General features: G+C 74.7%; 17 protein-coding genes and 1 tRNA gene. 14 read left to right on the top strand and 4 right to left on the bottom strand.

The window, feature by feature from the left end; all coding sequences use genetic code 11:
* Nucleotides 1–496: 496 nt before the first annotated feature.
* From fdh to AB0H57_RS17780, 8 genes are all read left to right on the top strand, one after another.
* On the top strand, nucleotides 497–3,796 hold the full coding sequence (gene fdh, locus AB0H57_RS17745; protein ID WP_357507635.1) for a formate dehydrogenase: 3,300 nt from the start codon (nucleotides 497–499) through the stop codon (nucleotides 3,794–3,796).
* Nucleotides 3,796–4,806 (top strand): 4Fe-4S dicluster domain-containing protein, encoded by a 1,011-nt coding sequence (locus AB0H57_RS17750; RefSeq protein WP_357507789.1) that lies wholly within the window; start codon nucleotides 3,796–3,798, stop codon nucleotides 4,804–4,806. The genes fdh and AB0H57_RS17750 overlap by 1 nt, the downstream gene beginning before the upstream one ends.
* Nucleotides 4,803–6,002: an NrfD/PsrC family molybdoenzyme membrane anchor subunit gene (nrfD, locus tag AB0H57_RS17755; RefSeq protein ID WP_357507637.1), complete on the top strand. Its 1,200-nt coding sequence runs from the start codon at nucleotides 4,803–4,805 to the stop codon at nucleotides 6,000–6,002. The genes AB0H57_RS17750 and nrfD overlap by 4 nt, the downstream gene beginning before the upstream one ends.
* Before the next feature lie 45 nt (nucleotides 6,003–6,047).
* A tRNA-Sec gene (locus AB0H57_RS17760) sits at nucleotides 6,048–6,143 on the top strand.
* Nucleotides 6,144–6,165: 22 nt separating this feature from the next.
* Nucleotides 6,166–7,470: an L-seryl-tRNA(Sec) selenium transferase gene (selA, locus tag AB0H57_RS17765; protein ID WP_357507639.1), complete on the top strand. Its 1,305-nt coding sequence runs from the start codon at nucleotides 6,166–6,168 to the stop codon at nucleotides 7,468–7,470.
* A gap of 3 nt (nucleotides 7,471–7,473) precedes the next feature.
* On the top strand, nucleotides 7,474–9,240 hold the full coding sequence (selB, locus tag AB0H57_RS17770; protein ID WP_357507641.1) for a selenocysteine-specific translation elongation factor: 1,767 nt from the start codon (nucleotides 7,474–7,476) through the stop codon (nucleotides 9,238–9,240).
* Nucleotides 9,241–9,325: 85 nt separating this feature from the next.
* Nucleotides 9,326–9,523, top strand: a complete 198-nt coding sequence (locus AB0H57_RS17775) for a hypothetical protein (protein ID WP_357507643.1) — start codon at nucleotides 9,326–9,328, stop codon at nucleotides 9,521–9,523.
* A gap of 70 nt (nucleotides 9,524–9,593) precedes the next feature.
* Nucleotides 9,594–9,776, top strand: coding sequence for a hypothetical protein (locus AB0H57_RS17780; protein WP_357507797.1), 183 nt, complete (start codon nucleotides 9,594–9,596; stop codon nucleotides 9,774–9,776).
* A 2-nt stretch (nucleotides 9,777–9,778) separates the two neighbouring features.
* Here the strand turns inward: AB0H57_RS17780 and AB0H57_RS17785 are convergent, their stop codons facing one another.
* A complete protein-coding gene (locus tag AB0H57_RS17785) occupies nucleotides 9,779–10,435 on the bottom strand; it encodes a hypothetical protein (protein ID WP_357507645.1) in 657 nt (218 codons plus the stop codon).
* Between the two features lie 133 nt (nucleotides 10,436–10,568).
* Between AB0H57_RS17785 and AB0H57_RS17790 the strand changes: the two genes are divergently transcribed.
* Nucleotides 10,569–10,760: a hypothetical protein gene (locus AB0H57_RS17790; protein WP_357507647.1), complete on the top strand. Its 192-nt coding sequence runs from the start codon at nucleotides 10,569–10,571 to the stop codon at nucleotides 10,758–10,760.
* Between the two features lie 7 nt (nucleotides 10,761–10,767).
* Here the strand turns inward: AB0H57_RS17790 and AB0H57_RS17795 are convergent, their stop codons facing one another.
* From AB0H57_RS17795 to AB0H57_RS17805, 3 genes are all read right to left on the bottom strand, one after another.
* On the bottom strand, nucleotides 10,768–11,229 hold the full coding sequence (locus tag AB0H57_RS17795) for a hypothetical protein (RefSeq protein ID WP_357507649.1): 462 nt from the start codon (nucleotides 11,227–11,229) through the stop codon (nucleotides 10,768–10,770).
* Nucleotides 11,226–11,435, bottom strand: a complete 210-nt coding sequence (locus AB0H57_RS17800; protein WP_091609202.1) for a phosphatidylethanolamine-binding protein — start codon at nucleotides 11,433–11,435, stop codon at nucleotides 11,226–11,228. Before AB0H57_RS17800 ends, AB0H57_RS17795 begins: the two co-directional genes overlap by 4 nt.
* Before the next feature lie 90 nt (nucleotides 11,436–11,525).
* A complete protein-coding gene (locus AB0H57_RS17805; protein ID WP_357507651.1) occupies nucleotides 11,526–12,407 on the bottom strand; it encodes a universal stress protein in 882 nt (293 codons plus the stop codon).
* A 158-nt stretch (nucleotides 12,408–12,565) separates the two neighbouring features.
* Here AB0H57_RS17805 and AB0H57_RS17810 point away from each other — a divergent pair, with 158 nt between their 5' ends.
* The 5 genes from AB0H57_RS17810 (at nucleotide 12,566) to AB0H57_RS17830 (ending at nucleotide 16,464) form a co-directional block, all read left to right on the top strand.
* Nucleotides 12,566–13,753, top strand: coding sequence for a PP2C family protein-serine/threonine phosphatase (locus AB0H57_RS17810; RefSeq protein ID WP_357507791.1), 1,188 nt, complete (start codon nucleotides 12,566–12,568; stop codon nucleotides 13,751–13,753).
* Nucleotides 13,754–13,800: 47 nt separating this feature from the next.
* On the top strand, nucleotides 13,801–14,268 hold the full coding sequence (locus AB0H57_RS17815; protein WP_357507653.1) for a MarR family transcriptional regulator: 468 nt from the start codon (nucleotides 13,801–13,803) through the stop codon (nucleotides 14,266–14,268).
* Between the two features lie 323 nt (nucleotides 14,269–14,591).
* Nucleotides 14,592–15,191: a CDP-alcohol phosphatidyltransferase family protein gene (locus AB0H57_RS17820; RefSeq protein WP_357507793.1), complete on the top strand. Its 600-nt coding sequence runs from the start codon at nucleotides 14,592–14,594 to the stop codon at nucleotides 15,189–15,191.
* Nucleotides 15,188–16,135, top strand: a complete 948-nt coding sequence (locus AB0H57_RS17825) for a DUF881 domain-containing protein (protein WP_357507656.1) — start codon at nucleotides 15,188–15,190, stop codon at nucleotides 16,133–16,135. Before AB0H57_RS17820 ends, AB0H57_RS17825 begins: the two co-directional genes overlap by 4 nt.
* Nucleotides 16,132–16,464, top strand: a complete 333-nt coding sequence (locus tag AB0H57_RS17830) for a small basic family protein (RefSeq protein WP_357507658.1) — start codon at nucleotides 16,132–16,134, stop codon at nucleotides 16,462–16,464. The genes AB0H57_RS17825 and AB0H57_RS17830 overlap by 4 nt, the downstream gene beginning before the upstream one ends.
* Nucleotides 16,465–16,467 lie beyond the last annotated feature (3 nt).

Here is a 16,467-nt window from a genome sequence, read left to right on the forward strand (position 1 = left end):
CTGAAGCAGGTCGACGGTTGGCAGGACATGCCGCTGACCAAGGCCGCCCAGACCGTGCAGGTGTCCGCCTACCCGGACGCGTACGCACAGTGGGAACAGCAGGCCACCGACCTGGTCAACCAGCACTGGAACAGCTGAGCCAACAACACCGGCCGGCACCCCGAACACGGGTGCCGGCCTTCGGCGTGACGGGAGTGGCCGCGGTCACGCGCAGAGTGGAACAACGGGGGACCGCGGTAGGTTGAGTGAGGTGTCGGTGTGTCCAGTGTCCCCGGGCCTCACCTAAATTGCCTTCGCGGAATACCGTTCGGCTGGAGCCGCGTCGTGCCACTCGCCGAGAGGCGACCTGCACACCGACGCCCGTTCCGCCCCCGGCCCCTGGTCGGGGGCGGAACTGCATCCGCCGGAAAATGATCGTCTCTCAGCTCGCGGACCCGTGAACCCTGTCCTATCTTCAAGAAGGTCAGCTTTCGGCGGTGCGGAGGAGGTGTCCGGTATGGGGCTGCGTACCTTCATCGAAGGTTGGCCGGTCTACCGGCAACTCACCGGGACCGACCCGCTCGGTCGCGGGGCCGCCGCCCAGTCGGGCCACAGTGCCGCGCTCACCGCGCGCACCGAGACCGCCGACAGCATGGCCCGCTCGGTCTGCCCGTACTGCGCGGTGGGCTGCGGGCAGCGGGTGTTCGTCAAAGACGGCAAGGTCAGCCAGATCGAGGGCGACCCGGACAGTCCGATCTCCCGGGGCCGGCTCTGCCCGAAGGGCTCGGCCAGCAGGAGCCTGGTCACCAGCCCGCTGCGGCAGACCAAGGTCCGCTACCGCCGGCCGTACGGCACGGAGTGGGAGGACCTGGACCTCGACGTCGCGCTCGACATGATCGCCGACCGGATCCTCGCCGCCCGCGACGAGACCTGGGAGGACGTCGACGACAAGGGCCGGCCGCTGAACCGTACGCTGGGCATCTCCAGCCTGGGCGGGGCGACGCTGGACAACGAGGAGAACTACCTCATCAAGAAGCTGTTCACGGCGATGGGGGCACTCCAGATCGAGAACCAGGCCCGCATTTGACACTCCGCCACCGTCCCCGGTCTGGGGGCCAGCTTCGGTCGCGGTGGTGCGACGGACTTCCAGCAGGACGTCGCCAACGCTGACGTCATCGTCATCCAGGGCTCGAACATGGCCGAGGCCCACCCGGTGGGCTTCCAGTGGGTGATGGAGGCCAAGCGCCGCGGGGCCAAGATCTTCCACGTCGACCCCCGGTTCACCCGGACCAGCGCGCTCGCCGACACCTACCTGCCGATCCGGGCCGGTACGGACATCGCGCTGCTCGGTGGCGTGGTCAACTACATCCTGTCCCACGAGCTCGACTTCCGGGAGTACGTGCTGGCGTACACCAACGCCGCCACGATCATCAGCGAGAAGTTCGTCGACGCAGAGGACGGCGACGGCTTCTTCTCCGGCTTCGACCCCGAGACCGGCAGCTACGTGCAGGACAGCTGGCAGTACGAGGGGAACGAGGAGGAGTCCGGCAGCGGGCACACCGCCAAGGAACGGGAGACCGCGGCCGGCCTTCGGTACGAGTCGCACGGCGCCGCGGTGAGCGGGAAGACCCGGCGCGACGAGACGTTGCAGCATCCGCGCTGCGTCTACCAGATCCTCAAGCGGCACTTCGCCCGCTACACCCCGGAGACGGTGGAGCGGGTGTGCGGCATCCCGCAGGAGAAGTTCCTGGAGCTGGCCCGCGCCTGGACGCAGAACTCCGGCCGGGAGCGCACCGGCGTGCTCATCTACTCGGTGGGCTGGACCCAGCACTCCGTCGGCGTGCAGTACATCCGCACCGGCGCAATCATCCAGCTGTTGCTGGGCAACATGGGTCGCCCCGGCGGCGGGGTGCTGGCGCTGCGCGGGCATGCCAGCATCCAGGGCTCGACCGACATCCCGACCCTGTTCAACCTGCTGCCCGGCTACCTGCCGATGCCGCACCACGCCGACCACCCGACCTTCGACGAGTGGGTGGACAGCATCCACCACCCGGGGCAGAAGGGTTTCTGGGGCAACGCCCGGTCGTACGCGGCCAGCCTGCTCAAGGCGTACTGGGGGGACGCGGCGACGCCGGAGAACGACTTCTGCTACGGCTACCTGCCGCGGATGACCGGTGACCACGGCACCTATCGGCAGGTGCTGAACATGATCGACGGCAAGGTCAAGGGCTACTTCCTGCTCGGCCAGAACCCGGCGGTCGGCTCGGCGCACGGCCGGGCCCAGCGGCTGGGTATGGCCAACCTCGACTGGCTGGTCGTCCGGGACCTGTTCATGATCGAGAGCGCCACGTTCTGGCGGAACGGGCCGGAGGTGGCCACCGGCGAGATCGTCCCGCAGGAGTGCCGGACCGAGGTGTTCTTCCTGCCCGCCGCCTCGCACGTGGAGAAAGAGGGCACCTTCACCCAGACCCAACGGCTGCTCCAGTGGCGGGAGAAGGCCGTCGACCCGCCGGGTGACGCCCGCTCCGAGCTGTGGTTCTTCTACCACCTGGGGCGCAAGCTGCGGGAGAAGCTGGCCAACTCCGACAAGCCCCGCGACCGGGCGCTGCTCGACCTGGCCTGGGACTACCCCACGCACGGCCGGTACGCCGAGCCCAGCGCGGAGGCGGTGCTGCGCGAGATCAACGGGTACGACGTGGTCACCGGCCGGCCGCTGGCGTCGTTCGCCGAGGCGAAGGACGACGGCTCGACGGCGGTGGGCTGCTGGATCTACTCCGGGGTCTACGCCGAGGGCGTCAACCAGGCGGCCCGCCGCAAGTCGCGGCACGAGCAGGACTGGGTCGCCGCCGAGTGGGGCTGGGCCTGGCCGGCGAACCGGCGCACTCTCTACAACCGTGCCTCCGCCGACCCGCAGGGCCGGCCGTGGAGTGGCCGGAAGAAGTACGTCTGGTGGGATGAGGAGAAGGGCGAGTGGACCGGCTACGACGTGCCGGACTTCGAGAAGACCAAGCCGCCGTGGTACCGGCCGGCGGCGGACGCCTCCGGCTCGGCCGCCCTCGCCGGGGACGACCCGTTCGTCATGCAGGCCGACGGGAAGGGCTGGCTGTACGCGCCGAGCGGCGTTCTCGACGGCCCGCTGCCGACCCATTACGAGCCGGCCGAGTCGCCGATGCGCAACCCGCTGTACGGGCAGCAGGCCAACCCCACCCGCAAGGTGTACGACCACCCGGTGAACTCGGTGAACCCGAGCCCGCCTCAGCAGCACAGCGAGGTCTTCCCGTACGTGTTCACGGTCAGCCGGCTCACCGAGCACCACACCGCCGGTGGCATGAGCCGGACGGTGCGGCCGCTGGCGGAGCTGCAACCGGAGATGTTCGTCGAGGTGTCGCCGGAGTTGGCCGCCGAGGTGGGACTGGCGCACCTGGGCTGGGCGCACCTGATCAGCGGCCGGGCGGTGATCGAGGCGAAGGTGCTGGTGACCGACCGGCTGACCCCGTTGCGGGTCGACGGGCGGGTGATCCACCAGATCTGGCTGCCGTACCACTTCGGCTTCGAGGGCCTGGTCACCGGCGACTCCGCCAACGACCTGTTCGGCATCACCCTCGACCCGAACGTGCTGATCCAGGAGAGCAAGGTCGGCACCTGCGACATCCGCCCGGGCCGTCGGCCGACCGGGGCGGGGTTGCGGGACCTGGTCGCCGACTACCGGCGCCGCGCCGGGATCCCGCCCGGCCACGGGATGCCACCGCAGCTCACCGCCGAGGTCCGCCACCCGGCCGGGCCGAGCGACGACGGGCCGAGGGAGCACCCACGATGATCCCGGACGCCAACAGCCTGTACGGGCCCCTCGACCCGGCGCCGGACGCCGGCTGGGCCGACGCCGGGCCCCGGATGGGCTTCTTCACCGACACCAGCGTCTGCATCGGCTGCAAGGCGTGCGAGGTGGCCTGCAAGGAGTGGAACGCCGTCCCGGACTCCGGCTTCGACCTGCTGGGCATGTCCTACGACAACACCGGCGCGCTGACCGCCAACTCGTGGCGGCATGTGGCGTTCATCGAGCAGCCCCGGCCCGCCGGGCACCGCACCCCGCCGTTCGCCGGCAGCCCGACCGGCGCCCCGGCCACCGGTGACGACACACCGCCGTCGGCGCCGACCAGCGGGAACGACACGCCGCCGCCGGGTGGCGCGAACGGCAGCCAGTTCCTCGGCATGCCCGGCTCCCAGCCGCCCGGGCGGGGCACCGGCGCGGACGGGCGCGCCGACTTCCGCTGGCTGATGATGTCCGACGTGTGCAAGCACTGCACCCACGCGGCCTGCCTGGACGTCTGCCCGACCGGCGCGCTGTTCCGTACCGAGTTCGGCACCGTCGTGGTGCAGGAGGACATCTGCAACGGCTGCGGCTACTGCATCTCCGCCTGCCCGTACGGGGTGATCGACCAGCGCAAGGGGGACGGCCGGGCGTGGAAGTGCACGCTCTGTTACGACCGGCTGGGCGCCGGGCAGACCCCGGCGTGCGCGCAGGCCTGCCCCACCGAGTCCATCCAGTACGGCCCGCTGGACGAGCTGCGCGAACGCGCCGCCCAGCGGGTCGCCACGCTGCACGAGCGGGGCGTGCCGGAGGCTCGGTTGTACGGCCACGACCCGACCGACGGGGTGGGCGGCGACGGCGCGTTCTTCCTGCTGCTCGACGAGCCGGAGGTGTACGGCCTGCCCCCGGACCCGGTGGTCACCACCCGGGACCTGCCGAAGATGTACAAGCGGGCCGGGCTGGCCGCACTCGCCATGGTGGCGGCCGCCGTCGCCGCGTTCGTCGGAGGTTCCTCGTGAGTCCGGACCGCGCCCCGGTCGGTGCCCTGTTCCGCCGGTTCCGGGAGCGGCTGGCCGCCGAGGAGCGCGCCGCCGCGGCCGACCGGGCCGGCGGTAGCCGGGCGACCGGCAGCGGAGCCGGCGTGGCGCGCACCGACGCCGGTGCGGCCGGGGCCGGCCTGGCGCCGCAGCCGCCCCGCGACGTCCCGCCGACCGGGCGGCGGCGCGGCGGTGGGCGACGTCGGGGCGGTGGCGAGCAGCTCAACGTGCCGCCCGCCGAGTTCACCTCCTACTACGGGCGGCCCATCCTGAAGGCGCCGGTGTGGACGTGGGACATCCCCGCGTACCTGTTCACCGGCGGCCTCGCCGCCGGCTCGGCGCTGGTGGCCGCCGGCGGGCAGCTCACCGACCGGCCGGCGCTGCGCCGCGCCGGCCGGGTCAGCTCCCTCGCGGCGGTCAGCGCCAGCGCCGTCTTCCTGATCCGGGACCTGGGCATGCCGTCCCGGTTCCACCACATGCTGCGGGTGGCGAAGCTGACCTCCCCGATGTCGGTGGGCACCTGGGTGCTCAGCGTCTTCGGTCCGGCCGCCGGCGTGGCCGCGATCGCCGAGGCCGCGCCGTGGCTGCCCGAGCGGGGCGTGCTCGGCGTGGGCCGGCGCCTGCTGCCCCCGGTCGGGCACGCCGCCGGGCTGGTCGCCGCCGCCACCGCGCCGGCGCTGGCCACGTACACCGGGGTGCTGCTGGCCGACACCGCCGTGCCGTCCTGGCACGAGGCGTACCCGGAGCTGCCGGCCATCTTCGCGGGCAGCGCCCTGGCCAGCGGCGCCGGCGTGGGCCTGCTCGCCGCGCCGGTCGAGCAGGCCGGACCGGCGCGCCGCCTCGCAGTGGCCGGCGCGGCCCTGGAGCTGTGGGGTTCGCACCGGGTGGAGAAGCGGCTGGGCCTGCTCAGCGAGCCTTACACGGTCGGCAGCGCCGGGCGGCTGCTGCGGGCCGGGCGGGCGCTCACCGTGGCCGGTGTGGTCGGGGCGCTGGCCGGCCGGCGCAACCGGGCGCTGTCCGTGCTCTCCGGCGGCGCGCTGCTCGCCGCGTCGGTCTGCACCCGGTTCGGCATCTTCCACGGCGGCGTCGCCTCGGCGAAGGACCCGAAGTACACGGTCGTGCCGCAGCGGGAGCGCGCCGACCGGCGGCGTTCGCACCCGGAGAGGCCCGCGTCCTGACTCCCACCGCAGCGGGCGGAGATCCCATGTGGTTAAGTGCGGGGTGGAGGCGTTCGGGCGGCTGGTGCCCCTCCCGGTCTTCAAAACCGGTGTGGTCCGGAATCCGGGCCAGGCGGGTTCGATTCCCGTCCGTCTCCGCCAAGCAACCTGTGGAGTTGACGCGATGCCCGACGGCACGGCCGACCCTCGGCGGCGCGTGCCGCGCACCGACACGCTGCTCGCCGACCCCGCCTTTGCCGCCGCCGTGGCCACGCTCGGCCGCGACCGGGTGAAGGCCGCGATCACCACGGCCCAGGACCGCGCCCGGCGCGGCGAGATCACCCCGGAGGAGGTACGCGACGCCGCCGTCGCCGCCCTGCCCCGGCGTACGCCCCGGGCGGTGCTCAACGCCACCGGCGTCGTGCTGCACACCAACCTCGGCCGGGCCGCCCTGTCGGCCACCGCCGTCGACGCGGTGGTGGCCGCCGCCGGGCACACCGACGTGGAACTCGACCTGGTCACCGGCCGCCGGGCCCGGCGCGGCCGGGACGCGCTCGCCGCCCTCGCCGCCGCCGTGCCGGACGCCGGGGCGGTGCACGTGGTCAACAACGGCGCCGCCGCCCTGGTCCTCGCCGCCACCGCCCTCGCCGCCGACCGGGAGATCGTCGTCAGCCGCGGGGAGCTGGTCGAGATCGGCGACGGGTTCCGCCTGCCCGACCTGCTCGAGAGCACCGGCGCCCGGCTGCGCGAGGTCGGCACCACCAACCGCACCACCCTGGACGACTACGCCGCGGCGATCGGCCCGCGCACCGGGTTCGTACTCAAGGTGCACCCGTCGAACTTCCTGGTCACCGGCTTCACCTCGGCGGTGCCGGTACGCCGGCTCGCCACCCTCGGCGTGCCCGTGGTGGCCGACATCGGCTCCGGGCTGCTCGCCCCCGACCCGCTGCTGCCGGCCGAGCCGGACGCGGCCGGCACGCTGCGCGCCGGCGCGCACCTGGTCACCGCCAGCGGCGACAAGCTGCTCGGCGGACCCCAGGCCGGCCTGCTGCTCGGCACCGCGGAGCTGGTCGAACGGCTGCGCCGGCACCCCCTCGCGCGGGCGCTGCGGGTGGACAAGCTCACCCTGGCCGCGCTGGCCGGCACCCTGCACGGCGCGGACACCCCCACCCGGGCCGCCCTGCACGCCGATCCCGCCGGGCTGCGTGAGCGGGCCGAGCGGCTGCGCGACGCGCTCGGCGTCGAGGGCCGCAAGGCGGACGTGGCGCCGTGCGCGTCGGTGGTCGGCGGCGGTGGCGCCCCCGGCGTCGAGCTGGACTCGTGGGCGCTGAGCCTGCCCGCCCGGTACGCCGAACCGCTGCGCGCCGGCACGCCGCCGGTGCTCGGCCGGGTGGTGCGCGGCCGGCTACTGCTGGACCTGCGCTGCGTGCCGCCGGCCGCCGACGACCTGCTGCGGGCGGCGGTGCTGCGGGCGCCGGGGGAGGGCTGAGCCGTGTGGGTCGTCGCCACCGCCGGGCACGTCGACCACGGCAAGTCGACGCTGGTCCGGGCGCTGACCGGGATGGAACCGGACCGGTGGGCGGAGGAACGCCGCCGGGGCATGACCATCGACCTCGGCTTCGCCTGGACCGACCTGCCCTCCGGCGGCACGGTGGCCTTCGTCGACGTGCCGGGGCACGAGCGGTTCGTGCCGAACATGCTCGCCGGGGTCGGCCCCGTGCCGGCCGCGATGCTGGTGGTCGCCGCGGACGAGGGCTGGATGCCGCAGTCCGCCGAGCACCTGGCCGCGCTGCACGCCCTGGGCGTCTCGCACGGGCTGCTGGCGGTGACCCGCGCCGACCTGGCCGACCCGGCACCGGCGCTGGCCCAGGCCCGGGCGGAGATCGCCGCGACCTCCCTCGGCGAGGTGCCGGCGGTGGCGGTCAGCGGCGTCACCGGGGCCGGTCTGCCCGAGCTGCGGACCGCCCTGGACCGGCTGGTCGCCGGCCTGCCGTACCCGGCGCCGGACGCGCCGGTGCGGCTCTGGGTGGACCGGGCGTTCACCATCCGGGGCAGCGGCACGGTGGTCACCGGCACCCTCGGCGGTGGCCGGCTGCGCGTCGGCGACCAGCTGGAACTGGCCGGCACCGGCGAGCCGGTCCGGGTCCGCGGCCTGCACTGCCTGGGCGGCGCCCGCAACGAGGTGGCCGCGGTGGCCCGGGTGGCGGTGAACCTGCGCGGGGTGTCCCGGGACCGGTTGGCCCGCGGGGACGCGCTGCTCACCCCCGGCCGGTTCCACCGCACCGACCTGCTCGACGTGCGGCTCGCCGGTGACCCGGCCGCCGACCTGCCCGCCACGCTGACCCTGCACGTCGGCTCCGCCGCCGTCGCGGCCCGGGTCCGCCCGCTGGGCCCGGACACCGTACGGCTGCGCCTGGCCCGGCCGCTGCCGCTGCTCATCGGCGACCGGGCGGTGCTGCGCGACCCCGGCCGGCACCACGTCGCCGGCGGGGTGACCGTGCTGGATGTGGCCCCACCGCCGCTGGCCCGGCGCGGCGCGGCCGTCGCCCGGGCGAAGGTCCTCGCCGAGCTGGACGGCCGCCCCGACCTGGCCGGGGAGCTGCGGCGCCGGCTGCTGGTCCGGGCCGGCGACCTGACCCGGATGGGGGTGCCGGTGAGCATGCCACCGGTCGCCGGTGACTGGCTGGCCGACCCGGGGCACTGGCGGCGGCTCGCCGCCCGGCTCACCGGGGAGGTCAGCCGGTACGCCCGCGAGCACCCGCTGGAGCCCGGCGCGCCGGTGGACGTGCTCCGGCGCCGCCTCGACCTGCCCGACCGCGCCCTGGTGGAGGCGCTGCTGGCCCCGCCGCTGCGGCTGCGTTCCGGCCGGGTCACCGCCGCGGCGGTGGACGCGCTACCCGAGCCGGTGGCCCGGGCCGTCGCCCGGGTCCGCGCCGAGTTCGGCGACCGGCCGTTCCGCGCGCCGGAGGCCGAGCGCCTGGCCGACCTGGGCCTCGGGCCCCGGGAGATCGGCGCGGCGGTCCGGGCCGGCGCGTTGCTGCGGCTGGCCGAGAACGTGGTGCTGCTGCCCGGGGCGGTCGACGACGCGGTGCGGGTGCTGGGCCGGCTGCCGCAGCCGTTCACGCTCAGCGCCGCCCGGCAGGCCCTGGACACCACCCGCCGGGTGGCGGTGCCGCTGCTGGAGCTGCTGGACCGGCGGGGCGCCACCCGCCGGCTGCCCGACGACGCCCGCGAGGTCGTCGCCGCCCCACCGGCGTGAGCGGCCGGCCGGTCGCCGGTGACACGGCCGGTTTCGCCACGCGCAAGCGGCCCGCGCCGGCCCGGGGATCACCTACCGTGACGCCATGGACCCTTCGGCCGTGTGGCGGGACAAGAACCACCGCTGGCGGATCGAGGCGTACCGGGCGCCGGACCTGCGGTTCGCCATCTTCGCCACGAACGGGCCGACGGAGTCGGCGCCGCTGTGGCTGTTCGGCATGGCGGCACTGGCCCGCTGGCTGATGACGCACGCCGTCTCGCTGGACGACCTGGAGGCCGACTGACGCCACCCCGTCGGGTGACGGGGGCCGAAAATCCGGCGGGCCCGCCGGGGGCGCCCGTACGGTCCGGGACGTGAAGGACCGAGGGATACGGAAAGTCCTGGCCGTGCTCGCCGGCCTCGCGGTGATCTACTTCGCCGTCACCGGCCGCAGCAGCGACGAGCGGGGGATCTCCGGCGGCGTGGTGGTGCTCGCCCTGCTGGTGTCGCTGCTGGTGTGGCACCTGACCAAGCCCGGGAACAAGCCGGTCGACTGAGCTCAGCGGGCCGTGGCGGCGACGCGGTTCACCTCGCCCGCCGACTCCTCGCCGAGCGCCACCCGGACCAGGGCTGAGGCGAACCGGCCGAATTCGCCGTCGGGCACCAGGCCGGCCAGGCCGCGCGGGTTCGCCGGCAGGCCGAGCCGCCTCGCCCCGGCCAGCGTCCGCCGGTCGGCGTACGGGCGGACGTCCGGCCACACCGACTGCACCTCGCGCAGGAAGATGTCCGCGCCGGTGGGGCCGATCCCGGGGAACCCGGTCAGCAGCCGGCGCAGCACGGTCGGCTCGCCGTCGGCCTCCCGATGCAACCGGCGCAGGTCGCCGTGCCAGCGGTCCAGGCAGAGCCGCGCCCCCGTGCCGAGCATCGTCGAGGTCCGCTCGTCGTAGCGGCGGTAGTGCCCGCGGCCCAGCGCGTCCACCCGCTCCTGCCAGGTCGCCCCCTCCATCCCCTGCGGGGTGCGCCAGCCGGCGGCGAACAGCTCCCGCGCGGCGGCCACCGCCACCGAGGCCCGGATCCGGGTGCTCAGCAGCGTGGTCAGCACCAGCAGCTGGTACAGCGGGGCCGGTCGGTCGGCGAGGCTGATCCCGGCCTCCTCGGCGTACGTGCGGCCCTGCCGCGTCAACAGCGCCCGGGCCACCCGGCGTTCGTCCCCCATGCCGACGCAGTACCCGCCCTGGCGCCGATCAGCCCGGTGGCCGGGGGCCGAATGCGGGCCCCGGTGGCGGGTAACTCGACCGGGTGCGTGGCGGATCCGCCGCGTGCTCCCACGGGGAGAGGAGACCGCCGTCATGCAACCGCAGCAGGAGGAGTTCCGCCGCAACGACAAGGGCGCGACCAGCCAGGACAGCAAGGGCCCCGGCCCGGCCGGCCACCCGGAGGGCGGCCACTCGACCGGCGACCGGGGCCGGCGGGTCCCCAAGGGCCAGGCATCCCCGTACGGCCCGGCCGGTGACACCGCCGACGACGACAGCGACGGCTGAGCGGTGCTCAGCGTGGCGGCCGCAGCCGGTTCCAGGTGGCTGCGGCCGCCACGCCGTACGCCAGGTGGGGCACCAGGTCGGCGACCCAGTCCGAGCGTCGCCAGCTGCGCGGATCGGTCACCCCGAGCATTGTCATCGAGCCGTCCGAGGCCGCCATGACCCCACCGCCGAGTAGCGCGACGGCCAGCGGGGTGGAGATCCGGCGGCGGCCGGCGAGCACGGCGAACGCGGCGCCCGCGGCGACGCCCAGGCCGTACCCGAGCAGCGGCCCGAGGCCCGAGCGGCGGTTGGCCGCCTGGTCCTCGGACCCCAGGTCGACGTGCGCCAGCCCGGCCAGCCGCTCGGCGCTCGCCTGCGGCGTGCTGCTCGCCGGCCGGGCCCGCACCGCCATGTCCAGGTAGCTGACCACGTCGAGGGCGACGCTGCCGACCGCGCCGGCGACGGCACCGTCCAGAAGCCGCGCCCTCACTTCGGGTCGCCGGGTTCGCGTTCGCCCTTGGGGCCGTAGGTGCGTTCCCCACGGACCACCCCTCGCTGGCCCCGATCCTCCTGGAGGATCCGGTTGGCGACCTGGTTCGCCTCCTGGTCGGCCGCGCGGCCGGAATTCTCGATCAGGTCCCGCAGTCGCGCCCGTTCCTTGTCGTAGGCGTTGCTACCCGGCCGTGGTCCTGGCATCGCTGCCTCCTCCGGTCGTCGTCACCGTTGCGGTGTGCCCACCGCGTCTACCCGTTCTGGTCGGTGCGCAACGTGCCGGGACGGCCCGGGTCAGCCGGGCGCCCGCACCACCGCCACCGGGCAGCCGGCGTGGTGCAGCGCCCCCTGGCTCACCGAGCCGAGCAGCAGGCCGCTCAGCTCGCCCCGGCCCTGGCCGCCGACGACCAGCAACTGCGCCCGCCGGGACGCCTCGGCGAGCACGCGCACCGGCCGGCCCCGGGTCGCCTCCCGGCTGACCGACAGCTCGGGGTGCCGGTCGGCCAGCCCGGCCAGCGCCTCGACGAGCACCCGGTCCTCCTCGCCGCGCAGCTGGCTCTCCTCGTACACCAGGGGCTGCATGTCCCCGGGACCGCTGGAGGCCGGGTGCCGGTAGGCGTGCACGGCGTGCAGCGCGGTGCCGCGCAGCGCGGCCTCCTCGGCCGCGAAGGTGACGGCCTCGCGGGACAGCGCAGAGCCGTCCACCCCGACCACGACCGGCCCTTCCGTCCGGTCCGCGCCGCGCGCCACCAGCACCGGACAATCGGCGTACGTGGCCACCTGGATCGCCACCGAGCCGACCACCAGGGCCGCGAACCCGCCCAGACCCCGGCTGCCGAGCACGATCATGACCGCGGTGGGGGACTCCCCGAGCAGCGCCGCCGACGCCTCCCCGTCGATGATCTCGCCGGTCACCCGCAGCCCTGGCGCCGCCGCCTCGGCCTCGGCCACGGCCGCCTCGACCAGGGCCTCGGCCCGGTGGCGCAGCCCGCCGCCGGGCGGTCCCTGGGCGGCCGGTCCGACCGACACCCGCAGCAGCGGCCAGATGAAACCGTGCACCACCCGCAGCGGCCGGGCGCGCCGGGCGGCCTCCGCGGCGGCCAGCCGTACGGCGCGCAGTGCCTCCTCGGACCCGTCCACCCCGACCACCACGGCCGCGCCGTTCGCCGAGTTCACCGCACACCTCCTGGCCGTGGGACGCCCGATGCCAGTATTCCGGCCGGCGCGGGGCAACCGGGGCGATACCGGCGCAGGCCACCCGGGGTGCGCCGGGTGGGGCGGCCGCAGCCGGGGTTCGTATGATGCTTGCTCTGATGCAAGAATCGGAGGACGACATGCCGCACGCGCCCGGACCGGTGTCGCGCGCTCTCCGCGAGGCTCCACCCGACCAGCTGGTGGAGGCCGCCGACCGCGCCGTCCGGTCCGCGCTGGACGCGTCGCGGACGGACGTGTTCATCGCCGACTACCGCATCAGCGGGTTGTGGCCGGTGCTCGACCCGGAGCTGCCCGACGCCGGGTTCCTGGCCTGCCACACCGTGGCGCAGCGCTGCTTCAGCAGCCAGCAGCCGGTGGCGGACACCGACGAGCGGGGCCGCTGCCGGCTCTACCTGCCGCTGACGGTGTGGGGGGAGCGGCTCGGGGTGATGCTGATCGAGCTCGACCGTACGCCGGACGCCGGCACGGTCGAGCGGGCGGCCGACATCGCCGGGGACCTGGCGGTGGCGCTGCGGGCGGCGGACCGGGAGACCGACCGGTACCGGCGGGTGCGGCGCCGGGAGCGGCTCACCATGGCCGCCGAGATGCAGTGGGATCTGCTGCCCGGGCGCAGCGTGGCGCAGGCGGCGTTCCTGCTCGCCGGGCAGCTGGAACCGGCGTACACCGTGGGTGGTGACCACTTCGACTGGTCGGTGGACGGTGACCGGCTGACCGTGACCGTCCTCAACGGCGCGGGCAGCGGACTGGCCGCGTCCCTGCTGACCGCGGTCAGCGTGAACGCGATGCGCAACGCCCGGCGCTCCGGCGGCAGCCTGACGGAGCAGGCCGAACTGGCCTCGGACACCATCTTCTACCAGCACCGCGGCGCCCGGCACGTGCCTACGTTGCTGCTGGAGCTGGACACCCGCACCGGCCGGGCGCGGGCGGTGGACGCCGGCTCCCCGCACCTGTTGCGGCTGCGCGCCGGCGCGGTCGACCGGATCGAGTTGGAGCAGCAGTTGCCGCTGGGGATGTTCGCCGAGATCCGGTACGCGGCGCAGGAGTTCGAGGTGGCGCCCGGTGATCGGCTCTTCGTGGTCAGCGACGGGGTGTACGCCGCCGAGCCGGCGGGGCGGGAGGCATACGGCGGCCGGGCGATGGCGCGCGCGATGCGGTCGACTCGGCTGCAACCGGCGACCGAGGCAGTTGGTACGGTGATGCGGGAACTGCACGCCTACCATGCCGATGTCGACCTGCGCGACGACGCGGTGGTCGTCTGTCTGGACTGGCGCGGTTCCGCTGGTCACGACGGCGGATGGCAGCGATAGCCGGCGGCGCGGCAGCACGGGAGCAGGACGATCGCAGGGGACATCGGGTGGAGCGACCTCCGAATCTGGCCGAGGCGATCGACGCTGCTGCGGAGGCGCTGCTCGGGGTGCTGGACGGCGCCGCCTCGCGCCACACCGTGCCGGTCTCACCGACCCAGCTGCGGGTGCTCTCGTTGGTCAGCAGCCGGTCGGACGTCAATGTGAACCGGCTGGCGGAGCTGCTCGACGTGGTGCCGTCCTCGGCGAGCCGGCTCTGCGACCGGCTGGAGGCGACGGGGTTGCTGCGCCGGGTGGCGGATCCGCGGGACCGGCGGGAGGTGCGGCTGGTGCCGACCGCGGCCGCGGACGCCCTGCTGCGCGAGCTGACGGAGCGCCGGCACCGGGCGGTGCAGGCGGTGCTGGACCGGATGCCCCCGCGGGTGCAGCATGAGCTGCTGCTGGCCCTGCTGGCGTTCGCCCAGGCGGCGACCACCACGACGGGCGCCGAGTCGGATCCGCCGGCGCGCACCGCCTGAGGCCCGCGTTCCGGGCGCTCTCCGGGAAGCCGTTCCACTAGTATCCTAGGACGCTCTACGCGTGGTGACCACCGCCACTCACGCCGCCCTCGACACCGGGACAGCGGCGGCCGGAGAGCGGACGCGAGCCAGATATAGTGGCAACGCAATTGGCCGGTCCGCGATCAGTGGGTCGTCGGGGGAGGGTCCGGGAGGGCGTTCGGACGACCGGCCCGGTTACGCGCACGTCCCACGCAGCGCCTGGCACTCCCGGGCGTCGGAGGGTGCTGCGAGGGGGAGGTTCGGTGTCGCGTCGACCGGCTCGGGGGGAGCAGGCAACGTCGCTGGTGGATGCCGCGCGGGACCGGGTGCTCACCCTGCCCAACGTCATCAGTTTCATCCGGCTGCTGGGCGTGCCGCTGTTCCTCTGGCTCTTCCTGGTCGTCCGGGCGGACGTCGCCGCCGTGGTGGTGCTGGCCGTCGGCGGCACCACCGACTGGGTGGACGGCTGGATCGCCCGCCGGCTCGGGCAGGTCAGCCGGCTGGGTGAGCTGCTGGACCCGCTCGCCGACCGGCTCTACATCCTGGCCACGCTGCTGGCGTTCACCGCCCGCGAGGTGGTGCCGTGGCAGTTCACCGGGGCGCTGCTGGCGCGGGAACTGCTGCTGCTCGGCTCGCTGGCGGTGCTGCGCCGGTACGGCTACGGGCCGCCGCCGGTGCACTACGTCGGCAAGACCGCGACCTTCCTGCTGCTGGCGGCGTTCCCGATCCTGCTGCTGGCCGCGTCGGTCCCGGCGGCGGCGACCGCGGCGGGCGCGATCGGCTGGGCGCTGGCCTGGTGGGGGCTGGTGCTCTACTGGGCGGCCGGCGCGATGTACGTGGTGCAGGCGAACCGCCTGGTGCGAGCGGCGGTCCGGCAACGATCCGGAGGGTTGACGGCGTGAGCGGCAGGTCCGGGGAGGAGCGGGGTCCGGCGGGGCGGGTGTACGCACCGGACTTCCTGACCGAGCTGTTCCGCAACCCGTTGGACCCCGGATACTCGGACGCGGCGGCGGCGGCCCGGCGTCGCCCGCCGGGGCGCGCACCCGGCTGGCGGGGCGCCTCGGCGCGGGTGGTGAGCCTGGTCGTGACGGTGGCGCTGGGCTTCCTGTTCGCGGTGGCGTACCGGCAGACCGCGGCGGCGGAGCCGGAGCGCGGCAAGACCCGGGCGGGTCTGGTGCAGCAGATCCGGGAGCGGGCGGGGGAGACCGACCGGTTGTCGGACCGGGCGGACCAGTTGCGCGAGGAGGTCAGCCGGCAGCGGGCCGCGGCGTTGGGTGGTTCGCAGGCGGCGCGGTTGCGGGACCTGGAGGCGGGCACCGGGCTGGGCCGGGTGCACGGCGACGGCGTGGTGGTGCGGTTGGCCGACCCGGTGCAGGACAAGGACGCGGTGACCGGCGTGGGTGCGGGTCCGGCGCAGGTGTTGTACACGGATCTGCAGCGGGTGGCGAACGACCTGTGGGGCGCAGGCGCGGAGGCGGTCGCGATCAACGGGCAACGGTTGACGGCGACGTCGACGATCCGGTCGGCGGGTGAGGCGATCCTGGTGGACTTCCGCCCGGTGACTGGTCCGTACGAGGTGTCGGCGATCGGGCCGGATTCGATGGCGCGACGGTTCCGGGACAGCCGGGCGGCGTTGTTGATGCGTGAGGTGGCCGAGACGACAGGGGTGTCGTTCGGGGTCCGGGAGGCGGAGGACCTCACCCTGCCGGCCGCTCCGGAGCCGCAGTTACGCTACGCCAAGCCGTCGGTGAGTCCGAGTCCGTCCGTCTCGGGTGCCGGTCGGTCTGCCGGTCCCGGACCGTCCGGTCCGGGTGTGTCTTCCAGCCCCTCCGGAGGTGGCCGATGATCGCGGTGCTGGCGCTGCTCGCCGGTGTGGTGCTCGGGGTGTTGCTCGACCCCACCGTGCCGGTGGCGTTGCAGCCGTACCTGCCGATCGCCGTGGTGGCCGCGCTCGACGCCGTGTTCGGCGGGGTGCGGGCGAAGCTCGACCGGATCTTCGACGACAAGCAGTTCGTGGTGTCGTTCATCTCGAACGTGCTGGTCGCGGGTCTGATCGTGTATCTCGGTGACCAGTTGGGCGTGGGTGGTCAGTTGTCCACCGGAGTGGTGGTCGTGCTGGGTGTGCGCATCTTCGGCAATGTGGCGGCGATCCGTCGTCACCTGTTCCGGGCGTAGGTT

The sequence above is a fragment of the Micromonospora sp. NPDC050686 genome, assembly GCF_040654475.1.
Taxonomy (GTDB): Bacteria; Actinomycetota; Actinomycetes; order Mycobacteriales; family Micromonosporaceae; genus Micromonospora.

Bases quoted from the DNA above. Each gene is read 5' to 3' on its own strand.
- AB0H57_RS17775 (WP_357507643.1), top strand. From the start codon at position 9,326: ATGGACCCTTCGGCCGTGTGGCGGGACAAGAACCACCGCTGGCGGATC.
- AB0H57_RS17800 (WP_091609202.1), bottom strand. From the start codon at position 11,435: ATGCCAGGACCACGGCCGGGTAGCAACGCCTACGACAAGGAACGGGCG.
- AB0H57_RS17790 (WP_357507647.1), top strand. From the start codon at position 10,569: ATGCAACCGCAGCAGGAGGAGTTCCGCCGCAACGACAAGGGCGCGACC.
- AB0H57_RS17785 (WP_357507645.1), bottom strand. From the start codon at position 10,435: ATGGGGGACGAACGCCGGGTGGCCCGGGCGCTGTTGACGCGGCAGGGC.
- AB0H57_RS17810 (WP_357507791.1), top strand. From the start codon at position 12,566: ATGCCGCACGCGCCCGGACCGGTGTCGCGCGCTCTCCGCGAGGCTCCA.
- selA (WP_357507639.1), top strand. From the start codon at position 6,166: ATGCCCGACGGCACGGCCGACCCTCGGCGGCGCGTGCCGCGCACCGAC.
- AB0H57_RS17830 (WP_357507658.1), top strand. From the start codon at position 16,132: ATGATCGCGGTGCTGGCGCTGCTCGCCGGTGTGGTGCTCGGGGTGTTG.